Origin of the sequence: Stenotrophomonas sp. 1278, assembly GCF_029892765.1 — a bacterium.
Taxonomy (GTDB): domain Bacteria; phylum Pseudomonadota; class Gammaproteobacteria; order Xanthomonadales; family Xanthomonadaceae; genus Stenotrophomonas; species Stenotrophomonas indicatrix.
The window spans coordinates 30172-47212 of record NZ_JARXWD010000030.1 but is presented as its reverse complement, the minus strand read 5'-3'; the positions used below and the strand labels follow the sequence as shown (position 1 = coordinate 47212).

Here is a 17041-nt window from a genome sequence, read left to right as displayed (position 1 = left end):
GGGGGGGGGGGGGGGGGGGGGGGGGCGGCGGGGGGCCCCCGGCGCCCCCCCCCCCCCCCCCCCCCCCCCCCCCCCCCCCCCCCCCCCCCCCCCCCCCCCCCCCCCCCCCCCCGCCACCCCACGGATAGCCCGGTGTTGCTGTTGCTCCGGCTCCGGCCTCGGCGGGTGCAGGGCGCAGCCCTGCCGGCCAACCTCACCCCAGCGCGCGCGCCTTCAGTTCGCCCTGCTCATGCAGCGTCACGAAACGTCCCTTCTCATCCCGCCCGACCTGCGCCAGCGCCACCTGCGGATCATGGGTGAAGAACAGATGCACGTTGCGCGCCAGCTTGTCTTCCAGGAACTGTCGCTTCTCGTCGATCAGCAGCTCGGCGTTGCGGTCGTACCCCATGGTGATCGGCACGTGCACCCACGAGCGACCCGGAATCAGATCGGCGCAGAACACCACGCCGCCGTGCGCCCCCTCGCCTGCGCGTGCCTGCCCGACGATCTCGGCCAGCATCAGCCCCGGCGTGTGCCCGTCGCTGTAGCTGAAACGCACGCTGTGGCCCAGCACCTTCGAATACTCGCCGTCCACCACTTCCAGGCGGCCACTGGCCTGCAGCAGGCCCGGCAGTTCTGGAATGAAGCTGGCGCGATCGCGCGGGTGCGGCTGCAGCGCGCGCTGCCAATGCTGCGCCCCGACCACGTACGTAGCATTGGGGAACAGAAGTTCCGGTTCACGGCCTTCGTGCCACGCGGCCAACAGGCCGCCGGCGTGGTCGAAGTGCAGATGGCTGAGCACCACCACGTCGATGTCTTCGTGCTCGAAGCCGGCTTCGCGCAGCGAATCGATCAGCACATGCTGGCTTTCCTGCACGCCATAGCGCTCGCGCATGCGCGGCTCGAAGAACGCACCGATGCCGGTTTCGAACAGCACCGTCTTGCCTTCCAGCGGGCTCGCCAACAACGCACGACAGGCCAGCTCGATGCGGTTGAGCTCATCCGGTGCTGCCCACTTTTCCCACAACGCGCGCGGCGCGTTGCCGAACATTGCACCGCCATCCAGGCGTTGGGTATTACCGCGGATCGACCATAGTTTCATGACGCAATTATCGGTGGCCGCTCGTTAAATAATCGCTAGTGGGAAAATGAAAAACCCCGCCGTTGCGGGCGGGGTTCTCAGGTTTGCGTCCGCCGGGCATGGCCCGGCGCTGCCGCCGGATCAGGGAGCCGGCACAATCTGGGCACTGCCGACCGGGTTGCGCGGGTCACTGCCGCCAAACAGTTTGTTGGCCTTGCGGTCCCACTCCACCGTCTGCAGGTTGCCCCACACGTGGCTGGAGCCGCGGCCGCCGGCAGCGACCTCGCCCGGCAGGTCGATCTTGTGGCCCATCGCCTGCAGCTGCTTGATGGTGCCAGCGTCGAAAGCATTGCTTTCCGCTTCGATCAGGTCCGGCAGCCACTGGTGGTGGTAGCGCGGCAGCGCGGCGACCTGCTGCGCATCCAGGCCAGCGTCGTAGCCCAGGATACCCAGCAGCACCATGGTGATGATGCGGCTGCCACCGGGCGTGCCCAGCACGATCACCTTGTCGTCGTTTTCCATGAAGGTGGGCGTCATCGAGCTGAGCATGCGCTTGCCCGGCTTCGGCGCGTTGGCCGCGTAGCCCATCACGCCAAAGGCGTTGGGCGTTCCCGGCTTCAGCGCGAAGTCGTCCATCTCGTTGTTCAGCAGCACGCCGGTGCCCTTCGGAATCAGCCCCGAGCCGTACAGCAGGTTGACGGTCTGGGTGGCACCGACACGGTTGCCATCACGGTCGATGATCGAGAAATGGGTGGTCTCGTCATCCTCCAGCGGCGTCGGGTTGCCCGACAGCAGGTCGCTGGGGGTCGCCTTTTCCGGGTGGATGGTGGCGCGCAGGCCCTGCGCGTAATCCTTGCTGGCCAGCACCTTCTGCGGGATCTGCACGAAATCCGGATCGCCGAGGAAGAAGGTGCGGTCACGGTAGGCACGACGCATCGACTCGACCACCAGATGGGTGCGGTGCGCGGCATCCATCTGCTTGATGTCCCAGCCTTCCAGGATCTGCAGCATGCTGGCCAGGGCGATGCCACCGGAGGACGGCGGCGGTGCGGTGGTGATCTTCCAGCCGTTGTAGTTGAAGACGATCGGCGCACGCTGCTTGACGCGGTAGCCGGCCAGCTCTTCGGCGGTCCACTTGCCGCCCGCCTGCTTCACGCCGGCCAGCAGCAGCTTGCCGGTCTGGCCCTTGTAGAAGCCGTCGAAGCCACCGGCCGCCAGGCGCTCCAGGGTCTGCGCCAGTTCCGGCTGCTTGAACAGGTCACCGGTGGCGATCGGCTTGCCATTGCGCAGATAGACCTCGCGCGTACCGGGATAACGCTCCATCACTTCACGGCGCGAGGCATAGCCCTTGGCCATGCGGTCGTACACCGGGAAGCCTTCACGCGCGATGCGGATCGCCGGCTGCAACGACGCTGACAGCGGCAGCTTGCCGTGCTTGGCCGACAGTTCGACCAGCGCCGCCGGCAGGCCCGGAATGCCGGCCGACCACGGGCCGTTGACCGAGCGGTCGCGGTCCAGGTCACCCTTCTTGTCGAGGAAGGCCTGCGGCGTGGCCGCGGCCGGCGCGGTCTCGCGCGCGTCCAGCATCACGTCCTTGCCGGTGGCCGCATCATGCAGCAGGAAAAAGCCGCCGCCACCGAGACCGGAGCTGATCGGCTCGACCACTGCCAGGGTGGAGGACACCGCCACCGCCGCGTCGAAGGCGTTGCCGCCCTGGGCCAGGATGTCGACACCGGCCTGGGTGGCCAGGGCGTGACCGCTGGCGATGGCCGCGCCATCGGGGCGCTCGGCACGGACCGGGGCATCAGCCCAGGCGACGGAACTCAGCAGCAGGCCGAGCAGCAACAGGGGGCGGGCGAACGACTTCATTCGGATGGGGGCTCCGCATAGAGTTCGGGATGATCGTGCTGCAGTTGGCGCAACTTGGCCAGCAGCTCGATTTCGGTTTCGACGATGTCCGGATCGGGGTCGATGCATTCGACCGGGCAGACGACCACGCACTGCGGTTCGTCGAAATGGCCCACGCACTCGGTACAGCGGGCGGGGTCGATCACGTAGATGGTTTCACCCATCGTGATGGCCTGGTTCGGGCAGGCCGGCTCGCATACGTCGCAGTTGACGCAGAGCTCATTGATTTTCAGCGACATGGCGATACTCCACGCCCGCGCCTTGGGACAAGGACCGGCCTGCGCGGGCGCGCGGGCCGGTCAGGTCATCAGCGGCGCCCATCGCAGGGCGCCGCCCGGGCCGTGCCGAAGCACGACCGCCTCGGCTCGGTCTTACTTGGCTTCGACGAAAATGTACTCGGCACCGGTCGGCTGGACCACGGCCTGCACGCGGGCGTTGTCGGCAGACTGGCCGATGAAGACGACGCGCACGCCCTTCATCGAATCCGGCGAGACATCCTTGAACACGGTCTGGATCATGTCAGCCATCTTGCCCGAGGCCGACGAACCGAAGGCCAGCATGTTGCCGGGCTGCACGCCACGGGCCACGGCCTGGGTCGCGCTTTCGGTCTGGCGCTCGTACTTGGCCTGGAAGTCCGGATCCGATTCCGGCGACAGGTAGTACAGGAACGGGCTGTTGGTGATGTTGCCCATGTTCTGGATGGCCACTTCCTGCAGGTACTTCTTCCAGCCTGCGTCGTCTTCCTTGGCCGGCGCGACCAGCGCCTGCTTGGCTTCGTCGACCGGAGCGGCTTCTTCCTTCTTGCAGGCGGTGAAAGCCAGGGCAAACGAAGCGATCAGCATCGCGCGCATGGTGTTGTTCATGGGTTTCCTCCCGGAATGTTGCGTGTTGGTGTGCGTAATGGAATGCGTGGTGCTACAGGATCTACTGCTGGCCAGGGCTTACGACTGCGCCGACTTCGCTTCGCGGACCTTGCGCAGCGCCTCGAGCACGGCGGCCGGCACGAAGCCGGACACATCGCCACCCAGGCGTGCGATCTCGCGGACCAGCGAGGACGAGATGAAGCTGTGCTGTTCGGCCGGGGTCAGGAACAGGGTCTCGACCTCCGGAATCAGGTGGCGGTTCATGCTCGCCATCTGGAATTCGTACTCGAAGTCGGACACCGCGCGCAGCCCGCGCAGCAGCACACCGCCCTGCACCGAACGTACAAAATGGGCCAGCAGCGTATCGAAGCCGATGACCTCGACGTTGCTGTGGTGGCCCAGGGCGCCACGCGCCAGCTGCACGCGCTGTTCCAGCGGCAGGGCCGGTCCCTTCGAGGGGCTCTGCGCCACGCCCACCACGACCTTTTCAAACAGCGGCGCGGCCCGGCTCACCAGGTCGATATGACCATTGGTGATGGGGTCGAACGTGCCGGGATAGACGGCGATGCGGCGGTTGGCCACGGTCATGGGCGGTCGCAGATGTTCAGATGAGGTCAAAGTGTAGCAGCGGCGCGGCGGTACAGGGCAAAGCGCACCTCGCGGGTGCCGCCATCGCGGTGCAGCAGCCATTCCGGGGGCAGCACCGGCACGTGGCTGGCCGGCGATTCCAGGTACAGCCAGGCATCGGCGGCCAGGTGCCGCGGCAGCTGGGCCAGCACGTCCTGCCACAGGCCATCGGCGAACGGCGGGTCGATGAACACCAGATCCGCCTGCTGTGCCGGCGCGGCCTGCAGCCAGCGCAGCGCATCGGCCTGGGCGACGGTCACGACGTCACCCGCCTGCAGTCTGGCCACGGCCGCCGACAGGTTGCGCGCCAGCTGCGGATCGCGCTCGACCAGGGTGGCATGCGTGGCCCCCCGCGAGACCGCCTCCAGCCCCAGCGCGCCGCTGCCGGCGAACAGGTCCAGCACGCGCGCCCCGCCCAGCTTGGGCATCAACCAGTTGAACAGGGTCTCACGCACGCGGTCGCTGCTGGGCCGCAGGCCCGGCAGGGTCGGAACCGGCAGTCGGGTATTGCGCCAGCGCCCACCGATGATGCGCACCTGGCCTTCGTTGCCACCTCGGCCGCTCACAGGCGCCCCTGGCGAGATTCATTCGAGAATTTCAGCATGAGCGGGATTGTAGTTCGGCCGGGCTGCGCCCGGCACCCGCAGAGGCCGAAGCAACGGCCGAAGCAACGTCAAAAGCTGGCTTCCTGCGGATTGGCGGGGTGGCCCCGGTTGCGGGGGCCGCCGTAAATCCGTCCATGGAGGCTCGGTCGCGCCATCCATGGCGCTCACGCCCCCGCAACCGGACCCACCCCGCCTTCGACAGTTTCCTGCGATCTGTCAAACGGCTCTTGGGGGATTTCGATATCTGAGAGATTTCATCCACGCATGGCGTGGATCTACTGCAGGTCGCGACGATCTGTCGAAGGCGGGGCACTGTGGGTTTGCGGGGTGTGAGCGGCATGGATGCCGCGACCAAGCCCCCATGGACGGGTTTACGGCGTCCCCGCAAACCCACAGTGCCCCGCCATCCCACGGAATGCCCGCTGTTGCTGTTGCTGTTGCTTTGGCCTCGGCCGGTGCCGGGCGCAGCCCGGCCGACCAACCCCTTGATTTCGGGACAATCACCCCTACCCCTTGGCGAGGCCGCACGCGCTTGCGCGGCACCGCACATGGAGCCCTACCCGATGACCGAGACGACCCAGACCGAAACCCTTGGCTTCCAGACCGAAGTCAAGCAGTTGCTGCAGCTGATGATCCACTCGCTGTACTCCAACAAGGAGATCTTCCTCCGCGAGCTGGTCTCCAATGCCGCCGACGCCGCCGACAAGCTGCGCTTCGAAGCCCTGACCCAGCCTGAGCTGCTGGAAGGCGACAGCGAGCTGCGCGTGCGCGTCAGCTTCGATCCGGCCGCCCACACCATCACCATCGAAGACAACGGCATCGGCATGAGCCGCGCCGATGCCATCACCCACCTCGGCACCATCGCCAAGTCCGGCACCGGCGACTTCCTGCGCCAGCTGTCCGGCGACCAGAAGAAGGACTCGCAGCTGATCGGCCAGTTCGGCGTCGGCTTCTACAGCGCCTTCATCGTCGCCGACGAAGTGGAAGTCACTTCGCGCCGCGCAGGCTTGGCCGCCAATGAAGGCGTGCGCTGGACCTCGCGTGGCGAAGGCGATTTCGATGTCGCCACCATCGACAAGGCCGAGCGCGGCACCCGCATCGTCCTGCACCTGAAGGACGGCGAGCACGACTTCGCCGACGGCTGGCGCCTGCGCAGCATCCTCAAGAAGTACTCCGACCACATCGGCCTGCCGATCCAGATGCCCAAGGAAGGCGGCGAAGAAGGCGCCGCGATCGAGTGGGAAACCGTCAACCGCGCCAGCGCGTTGTGGACCCGCCCGCGCACCGAGATCAGCGATGCGGAGTACACCGAGTTCTACAAGCACGTCGCCCACGACCACAGCGACCCGCTGGCGTGGAGCCACAACAAGGTCGAAGGCAAGCTGGAGTACACCTCGCTGCTGTACGTGCCGGGCCGCGCGCCGTTCGACCTGTATCACCGCGATGCACCCAAGGGCCTGAAGCTGTATGTGCAGCGCGTGTTCGTGATGGACCAGGCCGAGCAGTTCCTGCCGCTGTACCTGCGTTTCATCAAGGGCGTGGTCGATTCCAACGACCTGTCGCTGAATGTCTCGCGCGAGATCCTGCAGTCCGGCCCGGTCATCGATTCGATGAAGGCAGCGCTGACCAAGCGTTCGCTGGACATGCTGGAGAAGCTGTCCAGCGACAAGCCCGAGCAGTACGCCACGTTCTGGAAGGAATTCGGCCAGGTGCTGAAGGAAGGCCCGGCCGAGGACTACAACAACCGTGAGAAGGTCGCCGGCCTGCTGCGCTTCGCTTCCACCCGTGGCGAGGCCGATGCGCAGACCGTCTCGTTGGCCGACTACATCGGCCGCATGGCCGAAGGCCAGGACAAGATCTATTACCTGACCGGCGAGAGCTACAGCCAGGTGCGCAACAGCCCGCACCTGGAAGTGTTCCGCAAGAAGGGCATCGAAGTCCTGCTGCTGACCGATCGCATCGACGAGTGGCTGATGGGCTACCTGACCGATTTCGACGGCAAGGGCTTCGTCGACATCGCCCGCGGCGACCTCGACCTGGGCGCGCTGGAGAGCGAAGCGGACAAGCAGGAGCAGGAAGCCGCAGCGAAGGAGAAGCAGGGCCTGGTCGAGCGCCTGAAGAACGTGCTCGGCGATGACGTGGCCGAAGTGCGCGTGTCGCACCGCCTGACCGATTCGCCGGCGGTGCTGGCCATCGGCGAACAGGACCTGGGCCTGCAGATGCGCCAGATCCTGGAAGCCAGCGGCCAGAAGGTGCCCGACAGCAAGCCGGTGCTGGAGATCAACCCGGGTCATCCGCTGATCGCCAAGCTGGATGCCGAAGCCGATGGCGCACGTTTCGACGACCTGGGCCGGGTGCTGTTCGACCAGGCCGCACTGGCCGCCGGCGACAGCCTGAAGGACCCGGGTGCCTATGTGGCCCGTCTGAACAAGCTGCTGCTGGAGCTGTCGGCCTGACCGATGCCGGGATCGCCCGGCCTGGTGGGTGCCAACCTCGGTTGGCACCGCCATTGCCCCGGTAGATGCCAACCTTGGTTGGCGCTGCTGTTGGCCTGGTAGATGCCAACCTTGGTTGGCGCTTGAAAAGCTGCCGAGCATGGCTTGACTGCAAAAGCGTGCCAACCAAGGTTGGCACCTACCAGAGCAGGTCGGATCAGACCCATCCCAGATGCGGTCGGATCAGGCCTGCCGATCCAGCAGCGAGCCCAGCATCTGGTCCTCGCGACGGATCAGCGCGGCATTGGCGGCGAAGGCCACCACCTCGGCCTTGGCAGCCAACAGGTCGCCCAGCGGTGCGGTCGGATCGGTGTCGCCATGGGACGTCACGCGGGTGTCCACCCCGCCCTGCGCTGCGGCATCGCGCTGCAGTTGCAGTCGTGGCGCATCCGGGGTCGCCACATTGTGTGCGGCCACCTGCACGCCCTGCTGGGCCGCACGCATCCCGCTGAGCGCAACACCTGTCACATCGTTCATCGGCGGTCTCCCAGGCCACCCAACGCAGCCCTCCGGACCGGTTAACGGCCGCGTAGCTGCGACCTTGAGTCCACGCCGGCCATACAGGCCCGGGTGGTAGCATATCCCTCTGATTTCAGCGCCTTTTGCCAATGCTCAGTTTTTTCCGCCGCAAGAAGCCCCAGGACGCCGCCACACCGGACGCGCCCAAGACCCAGCACTACTCGGCTGAAGAGCTGGCGGCGGCATTCCCGTCGGCCGCGCCACCCGAGCAGGCCCCGGCCGCACCGGTAGCCCCGCCGACGGTGGAAGCGCCTGTGCCAGCTGCCACGCCCGAGGTCGTTGCGCCCGCAACGTCAACCGCGCCGGCCCCGCAAGCAACACTGCAAGCGGCGCAGGAATCCATCCCCGAAGCCGCGCCCGCACGCGTGCTGGCGCCGGAAAACTTCGAAGCCGAAGCGGCCGCCGCCGCCGCGGTGCTCGCCCCGCTGGCCCCGGTCATCCCGGCGCAGGAACCAGCCGCCCCCGCCGCCGACCTGCCGGTACTGGTCGATGCCCCGGCTGCTGCGGCGGGCAAGCCCGGCTGGCGCGAGCGCCTGCGCAACAGTGCGTTCGCCCGCAGTTTCGGCGGCCTGTTCTCGCGCAACCCCAAGCTCGATGACGATCTGCTGGACGAGATCGAGACCGCGCTGCTGACCGCCGACGTTGGCGTTGCCGCCACCACCGACCTGATCGCCGACCTGCGCAAGCGCATGAAGGCACGCGAGTTCATCGATGCCAATGCCCTGCTGGCGGCACTGCGCGCGGACCTGATCGCGATCCTGCAGCCGGTATCCAAGCCGCTGGTCATCGACCGCAACGCCAAGCCCTTCGTGGTGCTGACCGTGGGCGTCAACGGCGTCGGCAAGACCACCACCATCGGCAAGCTGGCCAAGCGCTTCAAGGACGAGGGCCACAGCTTGATGCTGGCCGCTGGCGATACCTTCCGCGCTGCCGCCGTCGCCCAGCTGCAGATCTGGGGCGAGCGCAACGGCGTGGCCGTGGTCGCGCAGGGGCAGAACGCTGATGCCGCCTCGGTGGCCTACGATGCGCTGCAGGCCGGCAAGGCCCGCGGCACCTCGGTGCTGATCGCCGATACCGCAGGCCGCCTGCACACCCAGTCCGGGCTGATGAACGAGCTGGGCAAGATCCGCCGCGTGCTCGGCAAGATCGACGAGAACGCGCCGCACGAAGTGCTGATGGTGATCGACGGCACCACCGGCCAGAACGCGCTTTCGCAGCTGCGCCAGTTCAATGCCGCGGTCAAGGTGACCGGCCTGGTGGTGACCAAGCTGGACGGTACCGCCAAGGGCGGCGTGGTGTTCGCGCTGGCCCGCGAGTTCGGCATTCCGATCCGTTTTGCCGGTATCGGCGAGCGCCCGGAGGACCTGCGCGTATTCGATCCGGAAGCCTTCGTCGACGCCCTGTTGCCCGAAGCGCTGGGCACTGCCTGACGCGTCCGCATCCACGCATGGCGTGGCTCTACTGCAACCCGGTAGAGCCACCCCATGGGTGACCGGCCGCTGCCGTAGTAGAGCCACCCCATGGGTGGCTGCCCCCCTGGAGTACCGATGCCCCGCCAGCCGAACGCCAGCGCCACGTCCGACCCTGAGCACGGCTTCGTTGCCCGCCTGCTGCACTGGTTCGACGACCACGGCCGCCACGACCTGCCCTGGCAGCATCCGCGCAGCCCGTACCGGGTGTGGTTGTCGGAGATCATGCTGCAGCAGACCCAGGTGGCCACGGTCATTCCGTACTTCCACCGTTTCCTGCAGCACTTCCCTACCCTGCCCGACCTTGCCGCCGCCAGCAACGACGCGGTGATGGCGCAGTGGGCCGGCCTGGGCTACTACGCCCGTGCACGCAATCTGCACGCCGCCGCCAAGCGCTGCGTCGTCGAGCACGGCGGCGACCTGCCGCGTGATTTCGATGCCCTGCACGATCTGCCCGGCATCGGCCGCAGCACCGCCGGCGCTATCCTCAGCCAGGCCTGGAACGACCCGTTCGCGATCCTCGATGGCAACGTCAAGCGCGTGCTCAGCCGCTACCACGGCGTCGAGGGCTTCCCTGGCCTACCCGCCATCGAGAAGCAGCTGTGGGCCATCGCCGAAGCGCAGGTCGCCCAGGTGCCGGCTGGACGCATGGCCGACTACACCCAGGCGCAGATGGACCTCGGTGCCACGGTCTGCAGCCGGTCCAGACCGGCCTGCGTGATCTGTCCGCTGCAGGCCGATTGCGTGGCACGTCGCGAAGGCCGCACCGCCGAGCTGCCAACCGCAAAGCCAAGCAAGACGCTGCCCGAACGCGAGGCGGTGGCTTTGCTGCTGCGCGACAAGCAGCAGCGCGTACTGCTGCAGAAGCGGCCGGACACCGGCATCTGGGCACAGTTGTGGACGCTTCCGCAGGCCGATGCGGGCAGCGAGCTGCAGGACTGGTTCGACGTCCACGTCGATGGTTCGCTGGAAGATGCCGAGGAACTGCCTGTGCTGCAGCACACCTTCAGCCACTACAAGCTGCACCTGCAGGTATTGTCACGGCAGGTGCACGGCCTGCGCGTGGAAGAACCCACGCTGCGCTGGGTTGACGCCGCCGAACTGCCTGCACTGGGCTTGCCTGCCCCCATCCGCAAACTGCTTGAGGGCGCGCCCATCAAGAGCCCGAAGCGAACTTCCGCAAAATCCCGCAACCACGAGTGAGTGCCATGCCCCGAACCGTCTTCTGCCAGTACGAACAACGCGATGCCGAGGGCCTGGACTTCGTGCCTTACCCGGGCGAGCTGGGCCAGCGTGTGTTCAACCACATCGGCAAGCCGGCGTGGACCGCATGGCTGGCACACCAGACCATGCTGATCAACGAGAACCGCCTTTCCCCGCGAAAGCCGGAGCATCGCGCCTTCCTGGAGACGGAGCTGGTGAAGTTCCTGTTCGAGAAGGACGCGGAGAAGCCCGCCGGGTTCACCCCCGAAGCCTGACCTGCCGGTAACGCCGGGCCATGCCCGGCGTCCAGCCATCCGCCGGGCATGGCCCGGCGCTACCGCCCTACTTCGCGGATTCCTCGCGCTCCTGCACCTGCGCCTGGCGCAGCTCCTGCTCGGAGGCGCGTAGCGCCTTCACGTCGAGCTTGCGTATGGTCTTGATGAAGCACGGCATGCGCGGGCCAGCGGTCGGGTCACGTACCAACACCTTGTCGAACGGCGCCGAGACGCGGTTCATCCGGCTGGTCAGGCCGATGGCGGTCGCATACGACAGATCCTGGCAGGGACCATTCAATTCCAGCAGGTAGGCCTCGCTCGGACGCGTCCAGACCGCCAGCGCACTGTCGCCCAGCTCGGTCCAGCCATTGAGGCTGCCGAAGAACTGCATGTCCTTCTGCGGTGCGCCGGCGTGGGCACGATACAGCTCCAGCTTCTCGGCACTGCCCAAGCGGCCGGTGGTGGCACAGCCAGCCAGAGCCAGGCACAGCCCGGCGATCAACAGTGGGGTCTTCATGGCCATCTCCACGGGGGAACTGTGCCGATCATGCACCCGCCGGGGTGGCGCCGGCGCAACGGCCGGCAGCCTGGTTCAGCCGTTGGTCGGCGGCCCCCAGCCGACCAGGCCCTGCATCGAATCCGGTAGTCGCCAACCTTGGTTGGCGCTTGGCCGGCCGCTCAGACGTCGGCGTGGGCCAGCGCGTGCAGGCGCCCTTCGCGCAGCTCCAGCACCCGGTCCAGACGCCGTGCCAGCGAGCGGTCATGGGTCACCAGCACCAGGCTGGTATGCCGCGCACGGTTGAGCTCCAGCATCAGCTCGAACACGGTCGCAGCGGTGCGGTCATCCAGGTTGCCGGTCGGCTCGTCGCCCAGCACGCAGGCCGGGTGATTGACCAAGGCACGCGCCACCGCGGCGCGCTGGCGTTCGCCGCCGGACAGTTCGCCGGGCTTGTGGTCCAGGCGATGGCCGAGGCCGACCGATTCCAACAGCGCAGTCGCACGCGTGCTGGCCTCGGCCGCCGCGGTACCGGCCAGCATCACCGGCATCATCACGTTTTCCAGCGCGGTGAATTCCGGCAGCAGGTGGTGGAACTGGTAGACGAAACCCAGCGCCTGGTTGCGCAGCAGGCCGCGCGAGGTGTCCGACAGCGCCGACATGCGCTGGCCGGTGACATACACCTCGCCAGCGGTGGGCGTATCCAGCCCGCCCAGCAGGTGCAGCAGCGTGCTCTTGCCGGCACCGGAGGCACCGATGATCGCAACCGTCTCACCTGCAGTCACCGTCAGGTCCAGCCCGTCGAACACCGGTGTCTGCATGCGTCCTTCGGCGTAGGTCTTGCCTAGTCCTTCGGCACGGATCACTTCATCGCCGCGGTTGAAGACCTTATTCATAGCGCAGGGCCTCCGCCGGCTGGGTGCGTGCTGCCCGCCAGGCGGGATACAGAGTGGCCAGGAAGCTCATCAGCAGCGCGACCAGGGTGATCACCACGATGTCGCTGGTCTGCATGTCGGTCGGCAGGCCGGTGATGTAGTACACATCCTCCGGCAGCAGCTTGACGTTGAACACCGACTCGATGGCGCCGAGGATCCGTTCCAGGTTCAGGGTCAGGGTGATGCCGCCGATCAGGCCGGCAAGGGTGCCGAAGATGCCGATCAGCGAGCCCTGCACCATGAACACCTGCATCACCCCGCCCGGGGTCAGGCCTAGGGTGCGCAGGATCGCGATGTCGGCCTGCTTGTCGGTCACCAGCATCACCTGCGAGGACACCAGGTTGAACGCGCCCATGGCGATGATCAGCGAGAGCAGGATGCCCATCACCACTTTTTCCATGCGCAGCGAGTGGTACAGATTGGCGTTCTGCTGGGTCCAGTCGCTGACCCGATAGGCACCGCCGAGGTTCTGCGCCAGGTCCACGCCCACCTCCAGCGAGCGGTCCATGTCATGCAGTTTCAGGCGCACGCCGGTGGCGCCATCGGAACGCAGTACGCGCTCCAGGTCTTTCATGTTGGCAAAACCCACACCGCGATCGACCTCGTTGTAACCGGCCTCGAAGATGCCGCTGACGGTGAAGCGCTTCATCCGCGGCACCGCGCCGGCTGGCGTGCCCTGCACTTCCGCGAAGGTCACCAGCACCTGGTCACCGACGTCCACGCCCAGCCAGACGGCCAGTTCCTTGCCCAGCAACAGGTTGAAGCTGCCCGGGGTCAGGCTGCCGTAGCTGCCCTTGGTGACCTTCCTGTCGATCACCGACACCTTCGGTTCCAGTGCCGGGTCGATGCCCTGGATGATCGCACCCTGCACGCGCGGGCCGCTGATCATCGACTGGATCTCGATATACGGCGCAGCACCGGCCACGCGCGGATCCTTGTTGGCCACATCGACCACGCGCATCCAGTCCGGCATCGGTTCGCCGTCGCGGCTGATGGTGGTGTGCGCGGTCATCTGCAGCAGGCGGCTGCGGATTTCCTTCTGGAAACCGCTCATGACCGCCAATGTGGTGATCAGCACCGTCACCCCGAGCGCGATGCCCAGGATCGATGCCATCGAAATGAAGGAGATGAAGCCGTTGCGGCGCTTGGCGCGCAGGTAGCGCAGGCCAATGGCCACGGGAATGGGTTTGAACATGCAGGCACGCCAGTCGATTCAGCCTATGGTGCCACCGACCGGGGCCGACGGGAAACGCTTCGTGCGGCCACGGCCAGTCGCAGTTCACGTCGTTGTGCGCGATCAAGCACGTCCGGCCAGAACAACAGGCGCCTGCGACGCCAGCCCTCCCGCCAGTGCAGCAGCAGCCAGGGCCCGCGCACCACCAGCCGCGGCTCGGCAATATCGCCGCCGTCCAGCCGCAGCAGCTCTGGCAGGGGCGGCAGCTGCAGCACGACAGGGCGCCGCCGCAGGCGCCAGGCCAGCTCAGCCAGGCCAAGCGCCCAGACCCCGATCAACGCCGGAAGCAGATGCGCGGATGGCAGATCCGAAGCATGCAGCAGCCACGGCGCGGCCAGCAGTACCGCCAGCTGGGCGCCGGCCTGCAGCCGCGACGGGCGCCACTCAAGGCTTGAGGGCGAGGATCCTGTGCATGAGGGGGACGGCGTGTGCATGCGGACAGGCCTCGTAGCCCATGAACCAGCGCCACAACTTATCGTCCTCGCAATCGAGCAGGAACAGGAAAACCTCGCGGTCTTCGGTCGGCGCACTGCTCCATTCGCGGTCCAGGTAGCGACCGAACAACTGGTCCAGTTCGCGCATGCCGCGCCGGCAGCGCCAGCGCAGCTTCTTCAGCAGGATTTCTTCATCCATTGTGTTTCTCCAGATACAGCAAAGCCACGCATGGCGTGGCTCTGCTGGGGTCATGCAACTACCCGGCACCGTATCAGGCGCGGCGTTCCATCATCAGCTTCTTGATCTCGGCGATCGCCAGCGCCGGGTTCAGGCCCTTCGGGCAGGTCCGGGCGCAGTTCATGATGGTGTGGCAGCGGTACAGCTTGAACGGATCTTCCAGATCGTCCAAGCGCGCACCGGTGTCCTCGTCGCGCGAATCGATGATCCAGCGGTAGGCCTGCAGCAGGATCGCCGGGCCCAGGTAACGCTCGCCGTTCCACCAGTAGCTCGGGCAGCTGGTCGAACAGCACGCGCACAGGATGCACTCGTACAGGCCATCGAGCTTCTTGCGGTCTTCCGGCGACTGCAGGCGCTCACGGTCCGGCGGTGCCGGGGTCTGGGTGCGGATCCACGGCTTGATCGAGGCGTACTGCGCGTAGAAGTGGGTCAGGTCCGGAACCAGATCCTTGACCACGTTCATGTGCGGCAGCGGGTAGATCGGCACTTCCTTCTTGCCGCAGTCCGAGATGGCTCGGGTGCAGGCCAGGGTGTTGGTGCCGTCGATGTTCATCGCGCACGAACCGCAGATGCCTTCGCGGCACGAGCGCCGGAAGGTCAGGGTCGGGTCGATCTCGTTCTTGATCTTGATCAGCGCGTCCAGGACCATCGGGCCGCAGGCGTCCAGATCGACGTCATAGGTGTCGGTGCGCGGATTGCTGTCGTCGTCCGGACTCCAGCGGTAGATCTTGAAGGTGCGCACGTTCTTGCCGCCGGTCTTGGCGGGGAAGTGCTTGCCCTTCGTGATCTTGGAATTCTTGGGGAGTGAAAACTCGGCCATGGCTGCTCTCGTTGGCTCAGGCGGCCCGCGCCCGAGGGCGCGGATTGCATGTTAGGCGGGGTCGGATCAGTACACGCGCGGCTTCGGCGGCACCACGGACACGTCATCAGTCAACGTGTACATGTGCACCGGACGGTAGTCGAAGCTGCACTTGCCCTTCTCGTCCACGCTGACCAGGGTGTGCTTCTGCCAATTGACGTCGTCGCGGTCCGGGAAGTCCTCGTGCGCGTGTGCGCCGCGGCTTTCCTTGCGCTGCTCGGCCGAGTTGATCGTCGCCACTGCATTCAGCAGCAGGTTGTTCAGCTCGTAGGTCTCGATCAGGTCCGAGTTCCAGACCAGCGAACGGTCGGAGACCTTCACGTCCTGGAACGAATCGAAGATCTTGTCCATCTTCTCGCAGCCTTCCTTCAGCGTCTGGCTGGTACGGAAGACCGCCGCGTCGGCCTGCATGGTGCGCTGCATGCGATCGCGGATGACCGAAGTCGGGGTATCGCCGTTGGCGTGACGCAGCTTGTCCAGCAGGCCCAGCGCCTTGTCGCAGGCGTCGGCCGGCAGGGTCTTGTGCGCCGCGCCCGGGGTGATCGTCGCCGCGCAACGGTTGGCCACCGCACGCCCGAACACCACCAGGTCCAGCAGCGAATTCGAACCCAGGCGGTTGGCACCGTGCACCGAAACGCAGGCCGCTTCGCCGATGGCGTACAGGCCCGGCACGACCGCATCGGGGTTCTCGCCGTCCTTGCGTACCACTTCACCGTGGTAGTTGGTCGGGATGCCGCCCATGTTGTAGTGCACGGTCGGAATCACCGGGATCGGCTGCTTGTGCACGTCGACGCCGGCGAAGATGCGCGCGCTCTCGGCGATGCCCGGCAGCTTGTCGTCGATCACGCCCGGGCCGAGGTGGGTCAGGTCGAGCAGGATGTGGTCCTTGTGCTCGCCCACGCCACGGCCTTCGCGGATCTCGATGGTCATCGAACGGCTGACCACGTCGCGCGAAGCCAGGTCCTTGTAGTGCGGTGCGTAACGCTCCATGAAGCGCTCGCCGCTGCTGTTGCGCAGGATGCCGCCTTCACCGCGGACACCCTCGGTGATCAGGCAGCCGGCGCCGTAGATGCCGGTCGGATGGAACTGCACGAACTCCATGTCCTGCATGGCGATGCCGGCGCGCATGGCCAGGCCGCCACCGTCGCCGGTGCAGGTGTGCGCCGAGGTGGCGCTGAAGTAGGCGCGGCCGTAGCCGCCGGTGGCCAGCACCACGCCCTGGGCGCGGAACAGGTGCAGCGTGCCGTCGGACATGTCCAGCGCCAGCACACCACGGCAGGCACCTTCGTCATCGAAGATCAGGTCGAGTGCGAAGTACTCGATCATGAAGCGTGCGTCGTGCTTCAGCGACTGCTGGTACAGCGTGTGCAGCATCGCGTGGCCGGTACGGTCGGCCGCCGCGCAGGTACGCTGCGCCGCCGGGCCTTCGCCGTACTGGGTGGTCATGCCACCGAACGGACGCTGGTAGATCTTGCCTTCGGCGGTGCGGCTGAACGGCACGCCGTAGTGCTCGAGCTCGATGATCGCCGGAATCGCTTCACGGCACATGTACTCGATGGCGTCCTGGTCGCCCAGCCAGTCCGAACCCTTGATGGTGTCGAAGAAGTGGTAACGCCAGTCGTCCTCGCCCATGTTGCCGAGCGCGGCGGAGATACCGCCCTGGGCGGCAACGGTGTGCGAACGGGTCGGGAAGACCTTGGTCAGGCACACGGTCTGCAGGCCCTTGGCGGCCAGGCCGAACGTGGCACGCAGGCCGGCGCCGCCGGCGCCCACCACGACCATGTCGTACTTGTGTTCGGTAATCTTGTAAGCGGACATCTA

General features: G+C 66.8%; 18 protein-coding genes. 4 read left to right on the top strand and 14 right to left on the bottom strand.

The features are described 5' to 3' along the window. Positions 1–193: 193 nt before the first annotated feature. From M2299_RS18525 to rsmD, 6 genes are all read right to left on the bottom strand, one after another. Complete coding sequence (locus M2299_RS18525; protein WP_025878830.1) at positions 194–1081, bottom strand: MBL fold metallo-hydrolase; 888 nt, start codon at positions 1079–1081, stop codon at positions 194–196. Positions 1082–1201: 120 nt separating this feature from the next. Continuing rightward, positions 1202–2929, bottom strand: coding sequence for a gamma-glutamyltransferase (gene ggt / locus M2299_RS18520; protein ID WP_059063811.1), 1728 nt, complete (start codon positions 2927–2929; stop codon positions 1202–1204). Beyond that, the gene (locus M2299_RS18515; RefSeq protein ID WP_025878828.1) at positions 2926–3207 is read right to left on the bottom strand and encodes a YfhL family 4Fe-4S dicluster ferredoxin; all 282 of its coding nucleotides are present in this window, start codon (positions 3205–3207) and stop codon (positions 2926–2928) included. The genes ggt and M2299_RS18515 overlap by 4 nt, the downstream gene beginning before the upstream one ends. Before the next feature lie 132 nt (positions 3208–3339). Further along, the gene (locus M2299_RS18510) at positions 3340–3831 is read right to left on the bottom strand and encodes a hypothetical protein (RefSeq protein ID WP_025878827.1); all 492 of its coding nucleotides are present in this window, start codon (positions 3829–3831) and stop codon (positions 3340–3342) included. A gap of 78 nt (positions 3832–3909) precedes the next feature. Beyond that, positions 3910–4419, bottom strand: coding sequence for a pantetheine-phosphate adenylyltransferase (gene coaD, locus M2299_RS18505; protein WP_008267036.1), 510 nt, complete (start codon positions 4417–4419; stop codon positions 3910–3912). 26 nt (positions 4420–4445) lie between these two features. Continuing rightward, positions 4446–5042, bottom strand: coding sequence for a 16S rRNA (guanine(966)-N(2))-methyltransferase RsmD (gene rsmD / locus M2299_RS18500; protein ID WP_318532791.1), 597 nt, complete (start codon positions 5040–5042; stop codon positions 4446–4448). Positions 5043–5626: 584 nt separating this feature from the next. On the opposite strand from rsmD, the gene htpG reads away from it, so the two are divergent. Beyond that, positions 5627–7519, top strand: a complete 1893-nt coding sequence (gene htpG / locus M2299_RS18495; RefSeq protein WP_140227157.1) for a molecular chaperone HtpG — start codon at positions 5627–5629, stop codon at positions 7517–7519. 222 nt (positions 7520–7741) lie between these two features. Here the strand turns inward: htpG and M2299_RS18490 are convergent, their stop codons facing one another. Further along, complete coding sequence (locus M2299_RS18490; protein ID WP_099842280.1) at positions 7742–8035, bottom strand: hypothetical protein; 294 nt, start codon at positions 8033–8035, stop codon at positions 7742–7744. 131 nt (positions 8036–8166) lie between these two features. Between M2299_RS18490 and ftsY the strand changes: the two genes are divergently transcribed. The 3 genes from ftsY (at position 8167) to M2299_RS18475 (ending at position 11024) form a co-directional block, all read left to right on the top strand. Then, positions 8167–9507, top strand: a complete 1341-nt coding sequence (ftsY, locus tag M2299_RS18485) for a signal recognition particle-docking protein FtsY (RefSeq protein ID WP_099842279.1) — start codon at positions 8167–8169, stop codon at positions 9505–9507. A gap of 117 nt (positions 9508–9624) precedes the next feature. Next, positions 9625–10749 carry an A/G-specific adenine glycosylase gene (gene mutY / locus M2299_RS18480; RefSeq protein ID WP_099842278.1) on the top strand — a complete coding sequence of 375 codons (1125 nt, stop codon included), beginning with the start codon at positions 9625–9627 and terminating at the stop codon, positions 10747–10749. Between the two features lie 5 nt (positions 10750–10754). Further along, complete coding sequence (locus M2299_RS18475; RefSeq protein ID WP_025878821.1) at positions 10755–11024, top strand: oxidative damage protection protein; 270 nt, start codon at positions 10755–10757, stop codon at positions 11022–11024. 67 nt (positions 11025–11091) lie between these two features. Here the strand turns inward: M2299_RS18475 and M2299_RS18470 are convergent, their stop codons facing one another. From M2299_RS18470 to sdhA, 7 genes are all read right to left on the bottom strand, one after another. Further along, positions 11092–11541, bottom strand: coding sequence for a DUF6491 family protein (locus M2299_RS18470; RefSeq protein WP_025878820.1), 450 nt, complete (start codon positions 11539–11541; stop codon positions 11092–11094). A gap of 161 nt (positions 11542–11702) precedes the next feature. After that, complete coding sequence (gene lolD, locus M2299_RS18465) at positions 11703–12416, bottom strand: lipoprotein-releasing ABC transporter ATP-binding protein LolD (RefSeq protein WP_025878819.1); 714 nt, start codon at positions 12414–12416, stop codon at positions 11703–11705. After that, on the bottom strand, positions 12409–13650 hold the full coding sequence (locus tag M2299_RS18460; protein WP_099842276.1) for a lipoprotein-releasing ABC transporter permease subunit: 1242 nt from the start codon (positions 13648–13650) through the stop codon (positions 12409–12411). The genes lolD and M2299_RS18460 overlap by 8 nt, the downstream gene beginning before the upstream one ends. Positions 13651–13673: 23 nt before the next feature. After that, positions 13674–14123, bottom strand: coding sequence for a hypothetical protein (locus M2299_RS18455; protein WP_032977865.1), 450 nt, complete (start codon positions 14121–14123; stop codon positions 13674–13676). Continuing rightward, positions 14074–14322, bottom strand: a complete 249-nt coding sequence (locus tag M2299_RS18450) for a succinate dehydrogenase assembly factor 2 (RefSeq protein WP_025878816.1) — start codon at positions 14320–14322, stop codon at positions 14074–14076. The genes M2299_RS18455 and M2299_RS18450 overlap by 50 nt, the downstream gene beginning before the upstream one ends. Before the next feature lie 73 nt (positions 14323–14395). Further along, on the bottom strand, positions 14396–15181 hold the full coding sequence (locus M2299_RS18445) for a succinate dehydrogenase iron-sulfur subunit (RefSeq protein ID WP_025878815.1): 786 nt from the start codon (positions 15179–15181) through the stop codon (positions 14396–14398). A 66-nt stretch (positions 15182–15247) separates the two neighbouring features. After that, complete coding sequence (sdhA, locus tag M2299_RS18440; RefSeq protein ID WP_025878814.1) at positions 15248–17038, bottom strand: succinate dehydrogenase flavoprotein subunit; 1791 nt, start codon at positions 17036–17038, stop codon at positions 15248–15250. Between the last annotated feature and the right edge of the window lie 3 nt (positions 17039–17041).

Coding starts and splice junctions, on each gene's coding strand:
- sdhA (WP_025878814.1), bottom strand. CDS start 17,038: ATGTCCGCTTACAAGATTACCGAACACAAGTACGACATGGTCGTGGTG.
- M2299_RS18515 (WP_025878828.1), bottom strand. CDS start 3,207: ATGTCGCTGAAAATCAATGAGCTCTGCGTCAACTGCGACGTATGCGAG.
- M2299_RS18510 (WP_025878827.1), bottom strand. CDS start 3,831: ATGAACAACACCATGCGCGCGATGCTGATCGCTTCGTTTGCCCTGGCT.
- M2299_RS18525 (WP_025878830.1), bottom strand. CDS start 1,081: ATGAAACTATGGTCGATCCGCGGTAATACCCAACGCCTGGATGGCGGT.
- M2299_RS18445 (WP_025878815.1), bottom strand. CDS start 15,181: ATGGCCGAGTTTTCACTCCCCAAGAATTCCAAGATCACGAAGGGCAAG.
- M2299_RS18455 (WP_032977865.1), bottom strand. CDS start 14,123: ATGCACACGCCGTCCCCCTCATGCACAGGATCCTCGCCCTCAAGCCTT.
- mutY (WP_099842278.1), top strand. CDS start 9,625: ATGCCCCGCCAGCCGAACGCCAGCGCCACGTCCGACCCTGAGCACGGC.
- ftsY (WP_099842279.1), top strand. CDS start 8,167: ATGCTCAGTTTTTTCCGCCGCAAGAAGCCCCAGGACGCCGCCACACCG.
- htpG (WP_140227157.1), top strand. CDS start 5,627: ATGACCGAGACGACCCAGACCGAAACCCTTGGCTTCCAGACCGAAGTC.
- M2299_RS18460 (WP_099842276.1), bottom strand. CDS start 13,650: ATGTTCAAACCCATTCCCGTGGCCATTGGCCTGCGCTACCTGCGCGCC.
- M2299_RS18490 (WP_099842280.1), bottom strand. CDS start 8,035: ATGAACGATGTGACAGGTGTTGCGCTCAGCGGGATGCGTGCGGCCCAG.
- lolD (WP_025878819.1), bottom strand. CDS start 12,416: ATGAATAAGGTCTTCAACCGCGGCGATGAAGTGATCCGTGCCGAAGGA.
- M2299_RS18475 (WP_025878821.1), top strand. CDS start 10,755: ATGCCCCGAACCGTCTTCTGCCAGTACGAACAACGCGATGCCGAGGGC.
- M2299_RS18470 (WP_025878820.1), bottom strand. CDS start 11,541: ATGAAGACCCCACTGTTGATCGCCGGGCTGTGCCTGGCTCTGGCTGGC.
- coaD (WP_008267036.1), bottom strand. CDS start 4,419: ATGACCGTGGCCAACCGCCGCATCGCCGTCTATCCCGGCACGTTCGAC.
- M2299_RS18450 (WP_025878816.1), bottom strand. CDS start 14,322: ATGGATGAAGAAATCCTGCTGAAGAAGCTGCGCTGGCGCTGCCGGCGC.
- ggt (WP_059063811.1), bottom strand. CDS start 2,929: ATGAAGTCGTTCGCCCGCCCCCTGTTGCTGCTCGGCCTGCTGCTGAGT.